The sequence below is a fragment of the Bradyrhizobium zhengyangense genome, from assembly GCF_022012555.1.
Classification (GTDB): Bacteria; Pseudomonadota; Alphaproteobacteria; order Rhizobiales; family Xanthobacteraceae; genus Bradyrhizobium; species Bradyrhizobium zhengyangense.
On the sequence record NZ_JAKLTZ010000005.1, the window covers coordinates 47,171 to 67,900 of the forward strand.

Here is a 20,730-nt window from a genome sequence, read left to right on the forward strand (position 1 = left end):
CCGGGCACGCGATGACCACCTTCAACCGCATCTTTACGACAGAGCGTCTGCTCCAGATCATCGTCATTCTGGCGGCGACGATCGCAATGAAGCTGATGGGCTGAACGCGGCGCTATCGCTCGCCGAAATCGGGCACTTCAGGCAGATAATTCGCGCCCTCCGAGCCCAGGAAATCGAACATCGCCTGCGCCGGCGGCAGCAGCACCTTGTCGCTGCGGCGGATCACGTACCATTGCCGGACGATCGGCAGGCCCGCGACGTCGAGCACGACGAGGCGGCCCTCGGCGAGCTCATGCGCCACGGTGTGCGCCGAGATGAAGGCGATGCCGAGCCCGGCGATGACAGCCTGCTTGATGGTCTCGTTGCTGCTCATCTCCATGCCGATGATCGGCTCGAGGTCCGACTTCTGAAACATCCCCTCCATCAGCGTGCGGGTGCCTGATCCCGGCTCGCGCGTAAGGAAAGTCTCGTGCACGAGGTCAGTCAGGCTCAGGCCTGAATCCTTCTCCAGCCAGTGTCCCTTGCGCGCGACGATGATGTGCGGATTGCGCCCGAGCTGGCGCACGTCGACGCTGACGTCGGCCGGTGGCCGACCCATCACGGCGAAATCGAGCTCGTAGCCGTGCATGGCCTCGCGGATCTCCTCGCGGTTGCCGATGGTGAGCTTGATCTCGATCTTCGGCGAGCGCTTGGAGAACGCCGCGATCGCGTGCGGCACGAAATATTTCGCGGTCGAGACCGCCCCAAGGTGCACCGTTCCGCCGGTCTTGCCGGCGAGCAGGTCGAGCGCACCCTGGCAGTCGGCGATCGCGGCTTCGACGCGTTCGGCGAGCGCCAGCACCTCCCGACCTGCCTCGGTCAGTAGCATGCCGTCCCCGGTCCGCTGCACCAGCGGCAAACCCGCAAGGTCCTGAAGTTGCCGGAGTTGCTGCGTCACCGCCGGTTGCGTCAGCCCGAGCTGGGTCGAGGCCGCCGTCACGCTGCCCTTGGCCGAGAGCGCGGCAAGCGAGCGCAACTGCCGGATCGTCATATGCCGGAGTTGGGTCGCCGCATGGCCGGAACCATTATAAGGAAATTCTTTGGCACTCATTATGATTAGAAATTTTCCTTATTAAGCCGCCCCTGTCAATCTCATCGTGCTGGGACAGACCGCACCGACCTCCGGAAGGGAGGGAACTGGATGCGATGCCCACAAGGGGATGGACGCAGATGACCGGGCAACTCAGGCTGGACGACCACCTTCAACGCTATTCCGAGACGGCGCCGCACGCGCTGGCCGTCGCGGCCGCAGTCGACGCCATCGCAACCGCCGCGATCGAGATCGCCGACCTCATCGCCACAGGCGCTCTCGCCGACGCCTCCGGCCTGACCACCGGCTGCAACAGTGACGGCGACATCCAGCGCGACCTCGACGTGCAGGCCGATGCGATCCTGCGCCGCTGCCTCGGCAAGCTGCCGATCGCGGCGCTGGCGTCGGAAGAGATGCGCGAGCCGCAGATCGGCGACCGCGCAGCCGAGATTTGTGTCGCGATCGATCCGCTCGACGGCTCCTCCAACATCGACCTGAACATGACCGTCGGCACGATCTTCTCGATCCTGCCGGCACCCGACGATCTCGGCCTCGCCTTCCATCAGCGCGGCTCGGCGCAGCTGGCGGCAGGCTTCGTCACGTACGGGCCGCAAGTGTCACTGGTGCTAACGCTCGGCGATGGCGTCGACATCTTCACCCTCGATCGCAAGGCCGGCTGCTTCCGTCTCGCGCGGAGCGCCGTACAGATCTCCGAAACTTGCGAGGAGTTCGCGATCAACGTCTCCAACCGTCGCCATTGGGATCCGCCGGTGCGCGCCTTCATCGACGAATGTCTCGCCGGCATCGACGGGCCCGCGAACCACAATTTCAACATGCGCTGGATCGGCTCGCTGGTTGCTGAAGCCTATCGCATCCTGACCCGCGGCGGCGTGTTCCTCTATCCTTCGGACGCGCGGCCTGGTTATGGCGACGGCCGCCTGCGCCTCGTCTACGAGGCCCACCCGATGGCCATGATCATCGAGCAGGCCGGCGGCTCGGCCTCGACCGGGCGCGAGCGCATCCTCGATCTGTCAGCGCAAAGCCTGCACCAGCGCGTGCCCCTGATCATGGGCTCGAGCAACGAGGTGCGGCGCGTCGCTGAGCTGCACTGCGATCCGCTGCTGGTCGCCAGCGTCTCCGCACCGCTGTTCGCGCGGCGCGGCTTCTTCCGGCTGTGAGCGAGGTGACCCATGTCCAGGAAGCATCCCATCATCTCCATTACCGGCTCGTCCGGTGCCGGCACCACCTCGGTCAAGAAGACCTTTGAGCAGATCTTCTTCCGCGAGAAGGTCAACGCCGTCTACATCGAGGGCGATGCGTTCCATCGCTATGACCGCGCCGAGATGCGTGCGCAGATGGCGACGGAGGCCGAACGCGGCAACAAGCATTTCAGCCATTTCAGCCCCGAGACCAATCTGTTCGAGGAGCTGGAGCGTGCCTTCCGCGATTATGGCGAGACCGGCACGGCGGTGACGCGGCACTACGTGCACGACGAGGAGGAGTCCGCGCTGCACGGCGCCGCGCCCGGCACCTTCACCGAATGGGAACGACTGGCGGAGAACTCGGACCTCTTGTTCTACGAGGGCCTGCACGGTGCCGTCGTCACCGACAGGGTCAATGTCGCGCGCTATGCCGACCTCAAGATCGGCGTCGTGCCCGTCATCAATCTCGAGTGGATCCAGAAGCTGCACCGCGACCGCAGCGCGCGGGGCTATTCGACCGAGGCCGTGACCGACACGATCCTGCGGCGGATGCCTGATTACATCCACTACATCTGCCCGCAATTCACCGAGACCGACATCAATTTCCAGCGGGTGCCGACGGTGGACACGTCAAATCCGTTCATCGCGCGCTGGATCCCGACGCCTGACGAATCGATGGTCGTGATCCGCTTCAAGAATCCACGTGGCATCGACTTTCCCTATCTGCTGTCGATGCTGCCGCACAGCTGGATGTCGCGGGCGAATTCGATCGTGTGTCCGGGTGCGAAACTCGACCTCGCCATGCAGCTGATCCTGACGCCGCTGATCATGCAGCTGATCGAGCGCAAGCGCAGCCTGAAGTGATCTGCAAGATCGACAATTGGAGGATCTGATGAACATTTCGGTTCATGCCGACGCCGACCTCACGGCCGTCGCGCACAGCGATCTCGCCAACGCCGTCCGCTTCCTCGCGGTCGATGCCATCGAGACCTCGCAGTCCGGTCATCCCGGCCTGCCCATGGGCATGGCCGATGTCGCGACAGTGTTGTTCTCGCGCTTCCTCAAATTCGACTCGGCGCATCCGAACTGGCCGGATCGCGATCGTTTTGTCCTCTCGGCGGGCCATGGCTCGATGCTGCTGTACGCGTTGCTGCATCTCACTGGCGGTGATGTCAGCCTCGACGACATCAAGGCCTTCAGGCAGTGGGGCTCGAAGACACCGGGACATCCGGAATATGGCCACACGCCCGGCGTCGAGACCACGACGGGTCCGCTGGGGCAGGGGATCGCGACTGCCGTGGGTATGGCGCTCGCCGAGCGTATGGCCAATGCGCGGCATGGTGATGGTCTTGTGGACCACTTCACCTATGTGATCGCAGGCGACGGCTGTCTCATGGAGGGCATCAGTCAGGAGGCGATCTCGCTCGCAGGACATCTTGGGCTCGGCCGCCTGATCGTGCTGTTCGACGACAACGGCATTTCGATCGATGGGCCGACGTCGCTCGCGACCTCGGATGACCAGCTGGCACGTTTCGCGGCTTCAGGCTGGTCGGTGCGCCGCGTTGATGGCCACGATCCCGAAGCCGTTGCTCAGGCGATCGCGGAAGAGCGCGAAACCGGAAAGCCGTCGCTGATCGCCTGCCGCACCATCATCGGCTATGGCGCACCGGACCGTCAGGGCACCGAGAAGGCGCATGGCGCGCCGCTCGGCACCGAGCAGGCCGCGGCAGCAAGGCGAACGCTTGGCTGGGATTATCAGCCCTTCGTGGTGCCGATCCCTGTCGCAAAGGCGTGGCGGATGATCGGGCAGCGCGGGCAGGTCGAACGCCTCGCCTGGCTCGACCGCTACGAAGACGCGACGCCCGACCAGCGCGACCTCTTCATTGAGGGCAAGTCGGTTGCCCTGCCGAACGCCTATGCCCAGGCCTCGGCGAAATTGCGCGAGCGCTTTGCCACCGAGCGTCCCAAGCTCGCGACGCGGCAAGCCTCGCAACAGGTGCTCGATGGCATCGCGGGGACCATCCCTGGCTTCGTCGGTGGCTCGGCAGACCTGACGCATTCAAACCTGACGCATGCCAAGGCCCAGACGCCCGTCAAGCGCGATGCGTTCGCCGGCAACTACATCCACTACGGCATCCGCGAGCACGGTATGGCCGCTGCGATGAATGGTCTCGCGCTGCACGGCGGCTTCATTCCCTATGGCGGCACATTCCTCGCGTTTTCCGATTACAGCCGGCCGGCAATCCGCCTTGCGGCCCTGATGCGGCTGCGTGTCATCCATGTGATGACGCACGACTCCATCGGGCTCGGCGAGGATGGGCCGACGCATCAGCCGGTCGAGCATCTCGCCGCGCTGCGCGTCATTCCGAACTTGCTCGTGTTCCGCCCCGCCGACGCGGTCGAGACGCTGGAAGCCTGGGACTGCGCGCTTGCGAGCGAAGATCGTCCGTCCGTGCTGTGCTTGTCGCGGCAAGCTCTGCCGACCTTCCGCAGCGATGTCCGCGGCCGAAACCGCGTCGCACGCGGTGCTTATGTGATCGTTTCGCCGGACGGCGGCCGTGACGTGACGTTGATGGCCACAGGCTCGGAAGTCTCGATCGCGCTGGAGGCCGCCCGGCTGCTCGCGACCGAGTACGTCCGCGCGGCCGTGGTCTCCGCACCTTGCTTCGCTCTGTTCGAGGAGCAGCCGGATGACTATCGCGCCGCCGTTCTCGGCACCGCGCCACGTGTCGGCGTCGAGGCGGCGGTCGCCGGTGATTGGTTTCGCTGGATCGGCGCTGACGGCGAGTTCGTCGGCATGCGCGGCTTCGGCGCCTCGGCGCCGGCACCGGTGCTCTACCGCGAGTTCGGCATCACGCCGCAGAGCGTCGCCGAAGCTGCCCGCCGGGCGATTGCCCGCGTCAGCAAGCCATAACAGGAGGAAGTCCCGTGGCCCGTATCACCCTTCGCCAATTGCTCGACCACGCCGCGTCCCACGGCTACGCGGTGCCGGCGTTCAACATCAACAACATGGAGCAGGGCATCGCGATCATGCAGGCGGCGGCCGAGGTCGATGCGCCCGTCATCATCCAGGCCTCGCGCGGCGCGCGCAGCTATGCCGGCGATCTCATGCTTTCGCATATGATCGACGCGCTGGAGCGGACCTATCCGGACATCCCGCTCTGCATGCATCAGGACCACGGCAATGACGAGGCGACCTGCGCCTCGGCCATCGCGAACGGCTTCACCTCGGTGATGATGGACGGCTCGCTCAAGGCCGATGCCAAGACCGCCGCCGACTACGACTACAACGTCGCGATCACCCGCCGTGTGGTCGATCTCGCCCATTGGGTCGGCGCCTCCGTCGAAGGCGAGCTTGGCGTGCTCGGCTCGCTCGAGCACGGCGGCGGCGAGCAGGAGGATGGCCACGGCGTCGAGGGCAAGGTCAGCCACGACCAGCTGTTGACCGACCCTGATCAGGCCGTCGATTTCGTCCGCGCCACCAAGGTCGATGCGCTCGCCATCGCGATGGGCACCTCGCACGGCGCCTACAAGTTCAGCCGCAAGCCTGACGGCGATATCCTGGCGATGCGGGTGGTCGAGGAGATCCATCGGCGGCTGCCGAACACGCATCTGGTGATGCACGGCTCCTCGTCGGTGCCGCAGCCGCTTCAGGACATGTTCAACCAGTTCGGCGGCGAGATGCCGCAGACCTGGGGCGTGCCGGTCGAGGAGATCGTGCGCGGCATCGAGAGCGGCGTGCGCAAGGTCAATATCGATACCGATTGCCGCCTGGCCATGACAGCCGTGTTCCGGAAAGTGGCTGCACAATCGCGCTCCGAGTTCGATCCGCGCAAATTCCTCAAGCCCGCGATGGATGCGATGCGCGAGCTCTGCCGCGACCGTTTCGAGCAGTTCGGCACCGCGGGCCATGCCAGTAAGATCAAGGTGGTTCCGTTGAACGAGATGGCACGGCGCTACCGCATCGGCGAGCTCGACCCGCGCACCGGCACGCGCGAGCCGGTCGCAGCCTAGTCATTCAGAGAGAGAAGAGCAGGAGAGAGCCATGAACGCACATGCTGGAACCGTCCGCGGCAAAGAGCGCTATCGCTCGGGCACGATGGAATACGCGCGCATGGGCTATTGGGAGCCCGAATACACGCCGAAGGACACCGACGTCATCGCGCTGTTCCGCGTCACGCCGCAGGATGGGGTGGACCCGATCGAGGCATCGGCTGCAGTGGCCGGCGAGTCCTCCACCGCAACCTGGACGGTGGTGTGGACCGATCGCCTGACCGCGGCCGAGAAATATCGCGCGAAGTGCTACCGCGTCGACCCGGTGCCGGGCACGCCGGGATCGTATTTCGCCTACATCGCCTATGACCTCGATTTGTTCGAGCCCGGCTCGATCGCGAACCTCTCGGCATCGATCATCGGCAACGTGTTCGGCTTCAAGCCGCTGAAGGCGCTACGGCTGGAAGACATGCGCTTCCCGGTCGCCTATGTGAAGACGTTCCAGGGCCCCGCAACCGGCATCGTGGTCGAGCGCGAGCGGCTCGACAAGTTCGGCCGTCCGCTGCTGGGCGCAACCGTGAAGCCGAAGCTCGGGCTATCGGGCCGCAACTATGGCCGCGTGGTCTATGAGGCGCTGAAGGGCGGGCTCGACTTCACCAAGGACGACGAGAACATCAACTCGCAGCCCTTCATGCACTGGCGTGACCGCTTCCTCTATTGCATGGAGGCCGTGAACCGCGCGCAGGCGGCCTCCGGCGAGGTCAAGGGCACGTACCTCAACGTCACCGCTGCTACGATGGAGGATATGTACGAGCGCGCGGAGTTCGCCAAAGAGCTCGGGTCGTGCATCGTCATGATCGATCTCGTGATCGGCTACACCGCGATCCAGTCCATGGCGAAATGGGCACGCCGCAACGACATGATCCTGCATCTGCATCGCGCCGGTCACTCGACCTACACGCGGCAGAAGAGCCACGGCGTATCGTTCCGCGTCATCGCCAAATGGATGCGGCTCGCGGGTGTCGACCACATCCATGCCGGCACGGTGGTCGGCAAGCTCGAAGGCGATCCCAACACCACCCGTGGCTATTACGATGTCTGTCGCGAGGAGTTCAATCCAACCAGGCTCGAGCACGGCATCTTCTTCGATCAGTCCTGGGCGAGCCTGAACAAGATGATGCCGGTCGCCTCCGGCGGCATCCATGCCGGCCAGATGCATCAACTGCTCGATCTGCTCGGTGAGGACGTCGTGCTGCAATTCGGCGGCGGCACCATCGGCCATCCCATGGGCATCGCGGCCGGTGCGATCGCCAACCGCGTGGCGCTGGAAGCCATGATCCTCGCCCGTAACGAGGGCCGCGACTACGTCCATGAAGGGCCGGAGATCCTGGCCAAGGCAGCCCAAACCTGCACGCCGCTGAAGTCGGCGCTCGAGGTCTGGAAGGACGTCACCTTCAATTATCAATCCACCGACACGCCGGACTTCGTGCCGACGGCGCTGGAAACCGTCTGAGGAGCTTTGACATGAAACTGACCCAGGGCTGCTTCTCGTTCCTGCCTGATCTCACCGACGACCAGATCTACAAGCAGGTGCAATACTGCCTTGCCAACGGCTGGGCGGTGAATATCGAGTTCACCGACGATCCGCATCCCCGCAACACCTATTGGGAGATGTGGGGCCTGCCGATGTTCGATCTCCAGGACGCCGCCGGCGTGATGATGGAGCTCGCCGAGTGTCGCAGGGTGTACGGCGACCGTTACATCCGCATCAGCGGTTTCGATTCCAGCCACGGTTGGGAATCGGTGCGGATCTCCTTCATCGTCAATCGGCCGCCGAAGGAGGCCGAGTTCGAGCTGGTGCGGCAGGAGGTCGGCGGCCGTGCGATCCGCTACACCACGGTGCGCAAGCCTGCAGCCCACGCCGAGCAGTAGCCATTCCTTTCCGCGCGGAGCGCTCCCTGCTCCGTTTCCTTGGCGGACCACTGCTTCGCCGCTCCCCCCGCGGCGAAGCTCTTTTCTTCGAGGCCAGCCATGCTCGACGTTCCCCGCGCCACGACATCGGAGCCGAACGAAACCCATTTCGATCTCCGCAAGGAGGCCGAGGCGGCCGGGATCACCGACACGCTGCAGCAGCTCGAGCGGGAGTTGATCGGCCTGAAGCCGGTCAAGAGCCGCGTGCGACAGATCGCATCATTGCTGCTGATCGAACGCATCCGTCAGCGCGTGGGGCTCGCATCGGCGCCGCCCACGCTGCACATGTCGTTCACCGGGAATCCCGGCACCGGCAAGACCACCGTGGCGCTGCGCATGGCAAAAATCCTGCACGGGCTCGGCTTCGTGCGGCGTGGGCAGGTGATCTCGGTGACGCGTGACGATTTGGTCGGGCAATATATCGGTCATACCGCGCCGAAGACCAAGGAGATCCTGAAGAAGGCGATGGGCGGCGTGCTGTTCATCGACGAGGCCTATTACCTGCACCGCCCCGACAACGAACGCGACTATGGCCAGGAGGCGATCGAGATCCTGCTCCAGGTGATGGAGAACCAGCGCGAGGACCTCGTCGTGATCCTCGCCGGTTATGGCGAGCGCATGACGAGCTTCTTTGCCTCCAACCCCGGCTTTCGCTCGCGCATTGCCCATCACATCGAATTTCCTGATTATGCGGAGGCCGAGCTATTGGTCATCGCGGAGCTGATGCTGAAGGAGCGCGGCTATCGCTTCTCGGCTGCCGCACGCGAGGCGTTCGAGAGATACCTTGCACTACGTCGGACCCAGCCGTTCTTCTCCAACGCACGCTCGATCCGCAACGCGGTCGATCGCATCCGCCTGCGGCAGGCCGATCGCCTTGTGTCTGATCTCGACCGCATGCTCGATGTTGCCGATCTCGAAACGATCGATCCCATCGATGTCCTGGCGAGCCGCGTCTTCAGCGGCGGGGCCGATGCACGGAGTGCGAAGCCATGAGCAAGGAGATCATTATAGCCCCGTCGATCCTGGCAGCGGATTTCGCACGCCTCGGCGAGGAGATCGCGGCAATTGACGCTGCAGGCGCCGACTGGATCCATTGCGACATCATGGATGGGCACTTCGTTCCGAACATCAGTTTCGGCGCTGACATCATCAAGGCGGTCAGGCCGATGACGAAGAAGATCTTCGACGTGCATCTGATGATCGCGCCTGCCGATGCTTATCTCGAGGCGTTCGCGAAGGCGGGCGCCGACGTCATCACTATTCATGCAGAAGCCGGCCCGCATCTCGACCGCTCGCTCCAGGCGATCCGCGCCCTCGGCAAGAAAGCCGGCGTCAGCCTGTGCCCGTCGACGCCCGAGAGCGCGCTCGAATATGTGCTCGATCGTCTCGATCTGGTGCTGGTGATGACGGTCAACCCGGGCTTCGGTGGCCAATCATTTATCGGTTCCCAGCTCGAGAAGATCGCACGCATCCGCAACATGATCGGCGGGCGACCGATCCGGCTCGAGGTTGACGGCGGTGTCACGCGCGACAATGCTGCTGCGATTGCCGCCGCAGGCGCTGATACGCTGGTGGCGGGTTCCGCCGTGTTCCGCGGCAAGAGCAGCGCCGATTATGCCGCCAACGTCGCGGCCATCAGGGTTGCTGCGGAGGCCGGCAGGGTTCCGAAGCGGCATGATAGTTCCGCGCAGCCCGGAGAGCGCGTGCTCGTCCGGTAGAATACGGAGGCGTCGCGCATGCATGCGGCGATTCTCCGGGCTCCTACGGGGAATAGATCGCGAATTGGCGACGGCTTTCATGCCGGGGTAACCAATGGCGGTAAAGCAGGCGCTCGATTAACGGCGACGCAATGCGCCGGGTCACAATCTGTGGTTCAAGGACCGCAGAGAGCGTGGGATGCAGATTCAATATCGCCACTGGAATGCTGCCCATGGCTGGCGCGGAGCGAGTGCCCTGCGCGAGCTGCCTCAGCTCGTCCTTTATTTCGGCAGCCGAGAGGGACTGGCGGGCGGCGAGCGCTATCGCGAGCTGCGCGGATTTTATCCCGACAGCCACATCGTCGGTTGCAGCACGGGTGGCCAGATCCATGGCGACGACATCGCCGACGACGTCATCGTCGCCGTCGCCCTGCATTTCGCTCGGACACAAGTGCGGGTCGTGAACGAGACAATCGAATCCCGCGAGGCGTCGCGGACTTGCGGCATGCGTTTCGCCCGCCAGCTGGCGGCGCCGGATCTCGCCGGTGTCTTCGTCCTCTGCGAAGGCTTGAACGTCAACGGCAGTGAACTGATTGCTGGTATCACTGACGTGCTTGGGCCCGACTTGCTGGTGACCGGTGGCCTCGCCGGCGATGGCACCAGGATGGAGCAAACCTTGGTTGGCGCCGATGGCGAGCCGCAGCCGAACCGAGTTGCCGCGATCGGTTTCTATGGTGCGTCCTTCCGCTTCGCGCATGGCTGCGCCGGGGGCTGGGACGTGTTCGGCCCGCGGCGCAAGGTCACAAAGTCGGACGGCCCTGTCGTGGTCGAGCTCGACGGCGAGCGGCCGCTCGACCTCTACACCCGCTATCTCGGGGAGGAAGAGGCCGCCGCGATGCCGGGCTCGGGTCTTGCATTTCCATTGCGCATCCATGACGAGGCCGCGCCTGAACGACAGATCGTGCGCTCCGTGTTTGCAGTGGATCGCAATGCCGGCACGCTGACATTTGCGGCCGATATTCCGGAAGGATGCACCGCTCAGCTGATGCGCGCCAATTTCGATAGTCTCGCCGCAGGTGCAGGGGAGGCCGGCCGACAGGCGCGCAACGCTCTCGCGGACGAGGTCGTGGGCGACAAGCTCGCGATCCTCGTGAGCTGCACCGGCCGTCGCAAGGTGATGGGGCAGCGCACTCAGGATGAGCTCGATGCGGTTGCCGCCGAGCTCGGCGAGGACGTCACCCGGATCGGCTTCTACTCCTATGGCGAGATCGCGCCACCCGCGGCGACCCGCCGCTGCGAGCTGCACAACCAGACCATGACCGTCACTGTCATCGCGGAGGCGGCCGCGTGACCATGCATCGCCTGCTGGCAAGGCAGATCAGGCAATCGACGGACGAATCCGGGCAGGTCGATCTGCCCAGGCTCGGCGAGCTCGTCGGCGCGGCCTACGAGGAGAGCGATCGCGATCGCCGCCGTACCGACCGCGCCATGAAGCTGATGATCGAGGAGCTCGAGCAGACGCACAAGCGCGCCGAGCAGGACCTGTTGCGGGCGCGCGAGTTTCTCGACAGTATCATCGAGAACATCCCGATGGCAGTGTTCGCCAAGGATGCGCGCGACTCGCGCTACATCCTGCTCAACCGCGCCGGCGAAGAGTATTACGGCATGCCCCGCCAGGAGATGCTGGGCAAGACTCCGGAGCAGATTTTTCCCGACGATATCGCCCGCCTCGTCAACGAGCAGGATCGCCGTGTCGTCGATAGCGGCACGCCGATGTTCCTGGAAGGGCATCTGCTCGAGGTCGGCGTCAACGGTCCCGATCGTGTGGTCAATTCGCGCAAGCTGCTGGTCCGCGACGGGAACGGCGCGCCGCAATATCTGGTCGGCGTGATCGAGGACGTCACCGAACGGATCAACAACGAGGCGCGGATCAGCCATCTGGCGCGTCACGATGCGCTCACGGATCTGCCGAACCGCAGCGCTTTCAACACGGCGCTGGCCGAGCGGCTGGAGCGCGCGCAGGAGGCCTCAACCAGCTTTGCGGTCCTCAGCCTCGATCTCGACCGCTTCAAGGATGTCAACGACGTGTTCGGACATCCCGTCGGCGACATGATGATGCGGGCTGCCGCCGAACGTCTGGTCGCGGAGGCCGACGGCGCCTTTGTCGCCCGCATCGGCGGTGACGAATTCACGATCCTGATGCCCGACGACATCAGGCGCGAAGACGTGCTCTCGCTCGCCGAACGCATGGTCGAGGCGATCGGCAAGGAGCTGGAGGTCGACGATTTTCTGTCCCATGTCGGCCTCAGCGTCGGCATCGCGGTCTATCCGGACGACGGCGTGGACGCAGCGACGCTGCTTGCCAACGCCGATTCTGCCCTCTATCGCGCCAAGCGCGAGGGCCGGGGCAGGGTCTGTTTCTTTGAAACCGAGATGGACCGGGAGCTGCGCGACCGTAGGCTGTTACAGCACGATCTGCGGCAGGCGGTAGAGCAGAACCAGTTGCTGGTCTACTTCCAGCCGCAGGCGCGGATGGATGGCGAGATCATCGGCTTCGAGGCACTGGTGCGCTGGAATCATCCGACGCGCGGCTTCGTGCCGCCGGATCAGTTCATTCCGCTCGCAGAGGAAAACGGGCTGATCATCGCGATCGGCGAATGGGTGCTGCGGGAGGCGTGCCGGGAAGCGGCCTCCTGGCCGCGGCCATTGCAGGTCGCGGTCAATTTGTCGCCGGTCCAGTTTCAGGCCGGCGATCTCGAACGGTCCATCCACCAGATCCTGCTGGAGACGGGACTTTCGCCGACGCGGCTCGAGGTCGAGATCACCGAGGGTGTGCTGATCGGCGATTTCACCCGCGCGCTCAACCTGCTGCGGCGGCTGAAAGCGCTCGGCATCCGGATCGCGATGGACGATTTCGGCACCGGGTATTCATCACTGTCCTATCTGCAGTCATTCCCGTTCGACAAGATCAAGATCGACCGCAGCTTCATTTCCAACCTCGAGGCAACGCCGCAATCGGCCGAGATCGTCCGGGCGGTGCTGAGCCTCGCACACGCCCTGTACATCCCTGTTGTTGCCGAAGGGGTGGAGACGGACGCCCAGCGCGCCTTCCTGGAACGCGAGGCCTGTGAGGAAATGCAGGGCTATCTCATCGGGCGGCCGGAACCGATCGAACACTATTTCAATTTGATCGGCATCAACGTCGAACGCCGCCGCTACGCCTAAAAGTAATATCAATTCCACACTCGGTTTCGCCGATAGGAACCAATGTGCGTCTGCACATTTTTTTCGAGCAAACCAAGGTTGTTCGGGCTGGCGCGCGCAGAAAATGTTTTGCATAACTGCCATCGGCCTGACGCAAATCAGGGCAATAAGCCCCAATGTGAATGCGAGGGAGGGTCTCATGGAGAACGTACGTCGCTACCGCGCGCTGGCGTCCCTCTGTCGCCAGCAGGCTGCCTATCGGCCGCTGCAGAACTGGCAGCTGCTCGGTCAGGCCGAACATTTCGAACATCTTGCCGAGGTCGCGCTGAAGGCGCATTTCGAAGCGTGCAATGCGCAACGCGAAGACGACGCCATCGCCGCCGCGGCATGGGAGACTTCCGCCGCGGCGTGATGGCGGCCGTTTGCGTCCTAGCTAGTGCGACATCAGCGTCGGGATCGTCATGGCTTCCAGCATGGCGCGCGTGACGCCGCCGAGAAAGCGTTCCTGCAATCGGGAATGGCCGTAGCCCCCCATCACCAGCAGATCCAGGTTTTCGTCGGCTGCCAGTGACAGGATGGTCGGCTGGATATCGGCGCGTGTGGCCGACAGGCTGATCGTGCGGGGCGAGAGGCCGCGCCGTCCGAGATGCTTGGCCAGATTGTTTGCCGAGGCATCGGGGGCGGTGTCGGCTTCGTTGATCGCAATGATCGCGATCTCCTCGGCGCGGGCAAGGAACGTTGCTGCGTCGCGGAGCGCACGCGCCGCGACGCGGCTGCCGTCCCAGCAGATGCCGATCCGCTTCGCCGTGAAGGCTCCGCGGAATGTGTATGGCAGGAACAGGACGGGACCACCGGCCTGGAACAGGATCTCGCGCGGGACCTCGTTGTCGAACGTCACCTGCTCGGGATCCGGTTGAAGCACGACGCTAAGGTCGTGCAGCCGCGCCATCTCGCCGAGCGAACCGGCTGCATCCACCGGAATCGCGCCGATCGGATGGCAGGTGCAGGAGATATCGGCGTTGCCCGCTTCGCTTCTGAAGACTGCCAGCGCAGCTTCGGCCCGCTCGAGCGCGCGCTCGCGTTCCATCTCGAACACGGCCGCCACGGCAGCACCGCCTTCCATCACGTAGGCCGTAGTGCTTGCAACATAGCCGACCGCGACTGCATCGACATGGGCATTGAGGCCGGCTGCGAGCGAGATCGAGCCATCAATGACGGCGCGCATCGGTCGTTCGGTCGGGATGTGGACGAGAATGTCTTTGTACATGGCGGCCCCTTTGATGGACATCATCCGATAGAGGCAGTTTTTCACCGCCCGAAGGGCTCGCGTTGAGCTGTATCAAATGTGCGGCCAGGATTTTGCCCTGCGGCCGCCCGCCGCACTTTCTTTGCCAAGAATTAATCGCGTGGACGGGACGCGGTAAGGTGGCGACGTCCATCTTGGCGGCAAGGCGACTTACCCAACATGGACATTTCGACATGATCGATCGCGTCAATTCCGACACCACCAAGAAGACCCCTACAATTCTGAAGCCGCGCCGGCTCGCGCTGCTTGGCACGGTGGCCGCACTGGGCGTGGCCGTGCTGGCGGCTTCCCCTGCCTCAACGCCGTTCGGCGTGTCCTCCCTGATTTCGCCCGCGCAGGCCGCTGAAGGCGCCGCAACACCGCCGGGCTTCGGCGACCTTGTCAGCAAGGTCAAGCCGGCCGTCATTTCGGTGCGGGTGAAAATCGACCAGGACAACGACAAGAGCGCTATGCTGCAACAGAACCGGATGGATCAGGACGAAGATTCCCCATTCGACCAGTTCTCGCGGCAGTTCGGCTTCCGCGGTCCGGGTGGCATGAACGGCATGCCGCGCCAGCGGCACCAGATGATCACGGGCGAGGGCTCAGGCTTCTTCATCTCGGCCGACGGCTATGCCGTGACCAACAATCATGTCGTCGACCATGCCGAGTCCGTGCAGGTGACGATGGACGACGGCACGATCTTCACCGCGAAGGTGGTCGGCACCGATCCGAAGACCGATCTCGCGCTGATCAAGGTCGACGGCAAGAAGGACTTTCCGTTCGTGAAATTCTCCGACCAGAAGCCGCGGATCGGCGACTGGGTGGTCGCGGTCGGCAATCCGTTCGGCCTCGGCGGCACCGTGACGGCCGGCATTGTCTCGGCCAGCGGCCGCGACATCGGCAACGGCCCCTATGACGACTTCATCCAGATCGATGCGCCGATCAACAAGGGCAATTCCGGCGGTCCGGCCTTCGACATGAACGGCAACGTCATTGGCGTGAACACGGCGATCTACTCGCCCTCGGGCGGATCGGTCGGTATCGGCTTCGACATTCCCGCCTCGACCGCAAAGCTCGTCGTCGCGCAGCTCAAGGACAAGGGCGCCGTCACCCGCGGCTGGCTTGGTGTGCAGGTGCAGCCGGTGACCGCGGAGATCGCCGACAGCCTCGGCCTGAAGGCGGCACGCGGCGCGATCGTCGACAATCCGCAGGATGGCAGCCCGGCAGCGAAGGCTGGCATTGAGGCGGGCGACGTCATCACTGCGGTCAATGGCACCGCGATCAAGGACTCCCGCGATCTGGCCCGCACGATCGCCACCCTGGCGCCGGGCACCTCGGTGAAGCTCGACGTCGTCCACAAGGGCGACAGCAAGACGGTGACGCTCGCCCTTGGCGAGCTGCCGAACGAGCGGCAGGCCAACGCCGGCGACGGCAAGACGCAGCAGACCCCCGGTACGCCGCGTCTCGGCCTCAGCCTGGCGCCGGCCGGCGAAGTCCAGGGGGCCGGACAGAACGGCGTCGTGGTCACCGAAGTCGATCCGCAGGGACCGGCGGCGCAGCGTGGCATCCAGACCGGCGACGTCATCCTCAATGTCGGCGGCAAGCCCGTCGCCAATGTCGGCGAGGTCCGCTCCGAGCTGGCGCAGGCCAAATCGTCCGGCAAGAACAGCGTGCTGTTGCAGGTGAAGAACGCCGAGGCGACCCGGTTCGTCGCGGTGCCGCTCGCCTGATCTCGAGCTTGACGGCAAATTCAGAAGGCGGCCTCCGGGCCGCCTTTTTCGTGCGCCTCCCGAGATACCCACAGCCCATCGATAACATTCTCGTTAACGGCAGCAATGGTGACGGGTTCGTCCGAAAAAGCCGCGTTCGCCCGGCAGACTTCGAAATGTTGTGCTTCGGCGGCAATGACGCCGCAGAGGCGAGTGGAACTTCGGACGTCCGGCTGATTTGTGGAACCGGCCGGTGGTTCGCATTTGATCGGTGCCGACATGGATCGATTGAAGCTCTCGCTGAAGCTTGCGCTGCTTGTCGCGCCCTTCGTGCTGTCGACCGGAAGCGCCCTGGGGCGCGACGACGGTCGCTTCACCGACTCGCCGCTCAAACCCTGGTTCGACAGTTTGCGCAGCCATATTGGTCCGTGCTGCTCGGATGCCGACGGCGTTGCCGTCGCCGATCCCGATTGGGATTCGTATAATGGCCATTACCGGGTGCGGCTCGATGGAGTTTGGGTCGAAGTCCCCGACGAAGCCGTGATCACCGAGCCGAACCGGGCCGGCCGCACCATGGTCTGGCCGGTCAAGACGGTGTTCGGCGTTTCGATCCGCTGCTTCATGCCCGGCAGCATGATCTGACGGCGGCCGGCGTCACCGCCTGGAAGATTTACGCTTCGAGCTCTTCTTGCTCGTCTTCTTCTTGGACGTCTTTCGCTTCGACGCCTTCTTCGGCACCTTCTTGCCCTTCTTGCGCGCCTTCGACAGGCCGATCGCAATCGCCTGTTTGCGGCTCTTCACGCGACCGCCGCGTCCGCCGCGACCGCTCTTTGCGGTGCCCTTCTTGTAACGCCGCATCTCGCTCTCGACATCGCTGCCGGAGCTACGTGAATAGCGGCGCTTCTTTGCCTTCCGTGCCATCAGCTCTCTCCCATGGCTCTGGACGAGAACAGGAGTGCTGACCCAATGTTCCAAAAACGCTCAGCGACAGAACTCCTCAGAAAGAGTTCGCGAGCTCGATCTCCGCTTCCAGGATTTGGATGCGGCGTGCGGCTTCGGCGAAGGACAGATCGCGATCGTATTGCGCGGGCTGGTAGGCCTCTTCGCTCAGCCGCTTCAGCCGCAGACCCTGCGCCCGGGTCATCTGTTCCATCAGAAAAGCCTTGGCGTCCGGAAAAGCCTTGGCGTTCGCAAAAGCCTCGGCGTCGGGAAAAGTCTTGGCGTCCAGAAAAGCCTTGGCGTCGTATTTACCCTGAACCTGCATGTCACCTCTCCATCCTGAATTCCTGGCTTGACTATATGTTCTTATTTTGTTCTAACAAGCCATGGACAACAGAATTAATGAAATTCGACGTAAAATCAGCGCCTTGAGGCTGGAGATGGCCGATGTCGAAGCGTCTGTGCGCGATCTTGTCAATCGCGACCGCGATTGCACCGAACGAGCCCAGGCGCAGATCGACCTGCGCCGGAAAATCAACCTGCTGGTCAGCGAATGGAAGGCGGCGGGCGGCGGCGAGGTGTTGCCTGACATCCGCAACCGGGTGCGTCTCCGTCCGCTGAAGAACGAGAGCAGGCCGGTACGCCGCTGAGGCGTTCGTGGAGGGAGGCCGGCCGTGGAGGAAGACCCGGACACCTACCGGATTCTGAGACTGCGCGCTGAGATCCTCGAATTGGGCTCCGCTATCAGGCAATTGCAGCGGGAAGGCCTCGACGACGCCACCGCCCAGCTCCTGATCACGCGCAAGCGGGCGCAGCTTGATCATCTCATGAAGGCGAGCTCTACAGTCCACCCCCTTAACATCCCTGACATCCGACGCAGCTAAAGCGGTCGCGCAACGCGACATGCCGGAGCCTGTCCATGCCGGATGCCGAAATGACCGCCCTGCTGCAGGCGGTGCTCGATGAAGTCTGTGCGGACATACCCGCGTGGGATACGGCGACGCGCGAGCGAATTGCCGCGAGACTGCGCGACGTCGTCCGTTCGGGGCGCAGCTCGGTCGACGAATTGAAGCAGGCCGGTCGTGGTGCGCTGATCCGCGCGCCGACCATGTGGCCCTGACAAAATGCTCAAGCGCTCAAGCAAAGGGCCCCGCTCTCGCGGGGCCTGAACGCCGGAACTCGCTTGCAACCTTACTTGGTGTTGCTCGGAGCGCTCTTGTTGTTCGTCATGCCGCTCTGGTCGGTACCCGGGTTGGTGCCGCCTTGTGGGGTCGGTTCGCTGCCCTTGGACTTCATGTTGGCGCCCGTCGTCTGCGACATGGACGAGTGATGCTTCTTATGCGACTTGGCCTGTGCAGCGAACGGCGCGGCGGCGAGACCGGTTGCCAACATCACGGCGAGAGCGAGCTTGATCGTCTTCATGTAAGGGAACTCCCTGAGTTGAATTGACGCAGGAGCCAACCTCCATTTGCCGCAGGAGTTCCGAATAAAATCGCCGCGCGAGTTTCACGCTCGCTTTAGGAGTCCTTGTCCTCGTTGAGGATGAACACGACGCCCGTCAACGAGGCACCGATGGCAAAAGTCGTCACCATCGTTGCGACAAACACATAGCCCGCCGCACGGCCGCCATGGTTCAGCAATTCTACAACCGCGGGATTGGTCAGAATGAGTGCGAGCGTGAACACCAGGCCGAGTGCCGCGCCCATCATCGCATGGGTCATCAGCTTGATCACGCCGGTGGGAGAGATCAGACTTGACGAACTGTTTGGCGACCTGTTTGGCGGCTTTTTTGCGGGCATGGAACAGCCGATCGATCTGGCATCAAAACGCGTGCCGTGATTGCGGGTTCCATTCCGCCTAAAGGATTTGTCATCATCCGCTTCATCCGACGTTCATGCCGGCCTTGCGAGGATGTAAGCCATCAACACGGGAACATTCACTATGGGTAAGGTGGTCTTTCTCTACCGATCGCTGGCCTACCGTAACGCGGCCGCCGACATATTGCGCAAGGCGCGCAAGCTGCCGCGTGGCGCAGACCGCAGCGCGGCTCGCCGCTACGCGAGGGCGCTGCGCGATCTCGCGCAAACGGAAGCCTGGCTCGAAGGGCGCGTCGCCGATGAACTGAGGGCGGTGTCGCGATTGAAAGTTGCCGCGTCGCGTTAACCCAACGCGCGCTGAAGCTCGGGAGAATTGCTGGTCTCGAACTTGTCCTGCGCCGCCGATGTCGCTGCGCTCGTCCGCGTCAAGGGGACTTCGAGACGGCACATCAGGCCCTCTGAACGCCAATCGAATTGAGCCTGTCCGCCAAGCTGGGATTCGACGCTGGCGAGCAGGCTTCTTGTCCCGAAGCCGCGCGATTTCGGTGTCCTGACCGTCGGCCCGCCGGTCTCGTCCCACGTCAAGGTGAGGAGATCGTTCTCGGCCTGCCAGCCGATCGCGAGCCGTCCCGACCGCGTCGAGAGCGCGCCATACTTGGCCGAATTGGTGAAGAGCTCGTGCAGAGCCAGGGCAAGCGTCTGCGCCGTGGCCGGCAGCAATTGCACTTCGGGACCCGCAAGCTTGATCTGTCCGCCGAGCGAGTAGGGCGCCAGTTCTTCCTCGATCAGCTTGGAGAGCTCGGCGCCCTGCCAGCTCGACAATGAGAGGATGGTGTGCACGCGCGCGAGCGCGTTGATGCGCCCCTCGACGGCATTGACGTAGGCCTTGACCTCGTCGGCGCGGGTGAGGCGCACGATCGATTGCGCCAGCGCCAGCGCGTTCTTGGCGCGATGATCCACCTCGCGCGCCAGGAGGTTCTGCCGTTCCTCGGCGCGTTTGCGCTCGGTGATATCGACGGTGACGCCGCTCACCCGCACCACGCGACCATTCTCATCCACCGTTGCCGCAGCCGTGCCGACGCACCAGCGCACTTCGCCATCGGGACGATAGATGCGAAATTCACCTTCATAGGCATGCGAGCCGGTGTTGAACGCGGCAATGACCTTGCTGAACTGGTCGGCATCATCGGGATGCAGCAGCGCCTGGACGTTCGCCGATGTGACACTGAACGTTTCTGGCGTCACGCCGAAAATGCGATACTGGCCTTCGTCCCACATCCAGTCGCCATTGACCCAATCCCAGTCCCACGAGCCCATCTTGCCCGCGGCGATCGCCATGGTGCGTCGCTCCTCGCTCTCGCGCAGCTTGGCGGTGGAATTCTCCAACTCGGCCGTGCGGGCGCGGACGCGATCCTCGAGATCCTGGTTCAGCCGCTCGAGCTCGCGCGTCTTGCGATAGAGCTCGGCAAACACCTTGACCTTGGCGCGCAGCACTTCCGGTATGACAGGTACGGGCACGTAGTCGACCGCGCCCATCTCGTAGCCGCGCAGGCGGTCGATGTCGCTGACCTGGATGGCCGAAATGAAGATCATCGCGGTCTTCTGGAAGCGCGGATGCTCGCGGATCATGGCGGCGAGCTCGAAGCCGTCGAGCTCGGGCATGCAGACGTCGACCAGGATCACCGCGATCTCGGTCTTGAGCAGCACCTCCAGCGCCTCCCGGCCGGACGAGGCGATCACGAGGTTCTCACCGAGTTCCTTCAGGATCACCTCATAGGCGAGCAGCTTGGCGGGCTGGTCGTCGACGAGGAGGATGTTGACCTTTTCGTGGTCCATTCTCG

General features: G+C 63.9%; 25 protein-coding genes. 17 read left to right on the plus strand and 8 right to left on the minus strand.

Features of this window, described 5'->3' with window-relative positions; genetic code table 11:
- Positions 1-112: 112 nt before the first annotated feature.
- On the minus strand, positions 113-1,090 hold the full coding sequence (locus tag L6639_RS20355) for a LysR family transcriptional regulator (RefSeq protein ID WP_237863418.1): 978 nt from the start codon (positions 1,088-1,090) through the stop codon (positions 113-115).
- A 119-nt stretch (positions 1,091-1,209) separates the two neighbouring features.
- Here L6639_RS20355 and L6639_RS20360 point away from each other — a divergent pair, with 119 nt between their 5' ends.
- The 11 genes from L6639_RS20360 to L6639_RS20410 all read left to right on the plus strand — a co-directional run bounded on the left by L6639_RS20360 (position 1,210) and on the right by L6639_RS20410 (position 13,548).
- Complete coding sequence (locus tag L6639_RS20360; RefSeq protein ID WP_237863419.1) at positions 1,210-2,247, plus strand: class 1 fructose-bisphosphatase; 1,038 nt, start codon at positions 1,210-1,212, stop codon at positions 2,245-2,247.
- A 12-nt stretch (positions 2,248-2,259) separates the two neighbouring features.
- Entirely contained in the window at positions 2,260-3,135 is an 876-nt protein-coding gene (locus L6639_RS20365) for a phosphoribulokinase (protein WP_237863420.1), read from the plus strand.
- Between the two features lie 28 nt (positions 3,136-3,163).
- Positions 3,164-5,185, plus strand: coding sequence for a transketolase (tkt, locus tag L6639_RS20370; protein ID WP_237863421.1), 2,022 nt, complete (start codon positions 3,164-3,166; stop codon positions 5,183-5,185).
- Positions 5,186-5,199: 14 nt separating this feature from the next.
- Positions 5,200-6,285, plus strand: coding sequence for a class II fructose-bisphosphate aldolase (gene fba / locus L6639_RS20375; protein WP_237863422.1), 1,086 nt, complete (start codon positions 5,200-5,202; stop codon positions 6,283-6,285).
- Positions 6,286-6,316: 31 nt separating this feature from the next.
- The gene (locus tag L6639_RS20380) at positions 6,317-7,777 is read left to right on the plus strand and encodes a form I ribulose bisphosphate carboxylase large subunit (RefSeq protein ID WP_237863423.1); all 1,461 of its coding nucleotides are present in this window, start codon (positions 6,317-6,319) and stop codon (positions 7,775-7,777) included.
- Between the two features lie 11 nt (positions 7,778-7,788).
- The gene (locus L6639_RS20385; RefSeq protein ID WP_237863424.1) at positions 7,789-8,196 is read left to right on the plus strand and encodes a ribulose bisphosphate carboxylase small subunit; all 408 of its coding nucleotides are present in this window, start codon (positions 7,789-7,791) and stop codon (positions 8,194-8,196) included.
- A 99-nt stretch (positions 8,197-8,295) separates the two neighbouring features.
- The gene (gene cbbX, locus L6639_RS20390; RefSeq protein ID WP_237863425.1) at positions 8,296-9,228 is read left to right on the plus strand and encodes a CbbX protein; all 933 of its coding nucleotides are present in this window, start codon (positions 8,296-8,298) and stop codon (positions 9,226-9,228) included.
- Positions 9,225-9,953 (plus strand): ribulose-phosphate 3-epimerase, encoded by a 729-nt coding sequence (gene rpe / locus L6639_RS20395; RefSeq protein WP_237863426.1) that lies wholly within the window; start codon positions 9,225-9,227, stop codon positions 9,951-9,953. The genes cbbX and rpe overlap by 4 nt, the downstream gene beginning before the upstream one ends.
- A gap of 178 nt (positions 9,954-10,131) precedes the next feature.
- Positions 10,132-11,283, plus strand: coding sequence for an FIST signal transduction protein (locus L6639_RS20400; RefSeq protein WP_237863427.1), 1,152 nt, complete (start codon positions 10,132-10,134; stop codon positions 11,281-11,283).
- A 2-nt stretch (positions 11,284-11,285) separates the two neighbouring features.
- Positions 11,286-13,157, plus strand: coding sequence for a putative bifunctional diguanylate cyclase/phosphodiesterase (locus tag L6639_RS20405; protein WP_237863873.1), 1,872 nt, complete (start codon positions 11,286-11,288; stop codon positions 13,155-13,157).
- Positions 13,158-13,335: 178 nt separating this feature from the next.
- A complete protein-coding gene (locus L6639_RS20410) occupies positions 13,336-13,548 on the plus strand; it encodes a hypothetical protein (protein WP_237863428.1) in 213 nt (70 codons plus the stop codon).
- Positions 13,549-13,569: 21 nt separating this feature from the next.
- Here the strand turns inward: L6639_RS20410 and L6639_RS20415 are convergent, their stop codons facing one another.
- Positions 13,570-14,403, minus strand: a complete 834-nt coding sequence (locus L6639_RS20415; RefSeq protein ID WP_237863429.1) for a universal stress protein — start codon at positions 14,401-14,403, stop codon at positions 13,570-13,572.
- Between the two features lie 212 nt (positions 14,404-14,615).
- Here L6639_RS20415 and L6639_RS20420 point away from each other — a divergent pair, with 212 nt between their 5' ends.
- Positions 14,616-16,154, plus strand: a complete 1,539-nt coding sequence (locus L6639_RS20420) for a Do family serine endopeptidase (RefSeq protein ID WP_237863430.1) — start codon at positions 14,616-14,618, stop codon at positions 16,152-16,154.
- Between the two features lie 20 nt (positions 16,155-16,174).
- Here L6639_RS20420 and L6639_RS20425 read toward each other — a convergent pair whose 3' ends face one another.
- Positions 16,175-16,414 (minus strand): hypothetical protein, encoded by a 240-nt coding sequence (locus tag L6639_RS20425; protein ID WP_237863431.1) that lies wholly within the window; start codon positions 16,412-16,414, stop codon positions 16,175-16,177.
- Here L6639_RS20425 and L6639_RS20430 point away from each other — a divergent pair.
- On the plus strand, positions 16,413-16,775 hold the full coding sequence (locus tag L6639_RS20430) for a hypothetical protein (RefSeq protein ID WP_237863432.1): 363 nt from the start codon (positions 16,413-16,415) through the stop codon (positions 16,773-16,775). The genes L6639_RS20425 and L6639_RS20430 overlap by 2 nt on opposite strands.
- Positions 16,776-16,787: 12 nt before the next feature.
- Here L6639_RS20430 and L6639_RS20435 read toward each other — a convergent pair whose 3' ends face one another.
- Together L6639_RS20435 and L6639_RS20440 are read right to left on the minus strand one after the other, a co-directional pair.
- Positions 16,788-17,054 (minus strand): DUF6496 domain-containing protein, encoded by a 267-nt coding sequence (locus L6639_RS20435; protein WP_220000580.1) that lies wholly within the window; start codon positions 17,052-17,054, stop codon positions 16,788-16,790.
- A 76-nt stretch (positions 17,055-17,130) separates the two neighbouring features.
- Positions 17,131-17,397 (minus strand): DUF3072 domain-containing protein, encoded by a 267-nt coding sequence (locus tag L6639_RS20440; RefSeq protein ID WP_237863433.1) that lies wholly within the window; start codon positions 17,395-17,397, stop codon positions 17,131-17,133.
- Positions 17,398-17,512: 115 nt separating this feature from the next.
- Here L6639_RS20440 and L6639_RS20445 point away from each other — a divergent pair, with 115 nt between their 5' ends.
- Genes L6639_RS20445 through L6639_RS20455 form a run of 3 tightly spaced genes read left to right on the plus strand, consistent with a single transcriptional unit; the run spans position 17,513 to position 18,192 of the window.
- Positions 17,513-17,722 (plus strand): hypothetical protein, encoded by a 210-nt coding sequence (locus tag L6639_RS20445; RefSeq protein ID WP_237863874.1) that lies wholly within the window; start codon positions 17,513-17,515, stop codon positions 17,720-17,722.
- Between the two features lie 24 nt (positions 17,723-17,746).
- Positions 17,747-17,956, plus strand: a complete 210-nt coding sequence (locus tag L6639_RS20450; protein WP_237863434.1) for a hypothetical protein — start codon at positions 17,747-17,749, stop codon at positions 17,954-17,956.
- 35 nt (positions 17,957-17,991) lie between these two features.
- Positions 17,992-18,192 (plus strand): hypothetical protein, encoded by a 201-nt coding sequence (locus L6639_RS20455; protein ID WP_237863435.1) that lies wholly within the window; start codon positions 17,992-17,994, stop codon positions 18,190-18,192.
- A 71-nt stretch (positions 18,193-18,263) separates the two neighbouring features.
- On the opposite strand, the gene L6639_RS20460 is transcribed toward L6639_RS20455, so the two are convergent.
- A complete protein-coding gene (locus L6639_RS20460; RefSeq protein WP_237863436.1) occupies positions 18,264-18,494 on the minus strand; it encodes a hypothetical protein in 231 nt (76 codons plus the stop codon).
- Between the two features lie 95 nt (positions 18,495-18,589).
- Positions 18,590-18,793: a hypothetical protein gene (locus L6639_RS20465; RefSeq protein WP_237863437.1), complete on the minus strand. Its 204-nt coding sequence runs from the start codon at positions 18,791-18,793 to the stop codon at positions 18,590-18,592.
- Positions 18,794-19,013: 220 nt separating this feature from the next.
- Between L6639_RS20465 and L6639_RS20470 the strand changes: the two genes are divergently transcribed.
- Positions 19,014-19,235 carry a hypothetical protein gene (locus tag L6639_RS20470; protein WP_237863438.1) on the plus strand — a complete coding sequence of 74 codons (222 nt, stop codon included), beginning with the start codon at positions 19,014-19,016 and terminating at the stop codon, positions 19,233-19,235.
- On the opposite strand, the gene L6639_RS20475 is transcribed toward L6639_RS20470, so the two are convergent.
- Complete coding sequence (locus tag L6639_RS20475) at positions 19,232-20,725, minus strand: HWE histidine kinase domain-containing protein (protein ID WP_237863439.1); 1,494 nt, start codon at positions 20,723-20,725, stop codon at positions 19,232-19,234. The genes L6639_RS20470 and L6639_RS20475 overlap by 4 nt on opposite strands.
- Between the last annotated feature and the right edge of the window lie 5 nt (positions 20,726-20,730).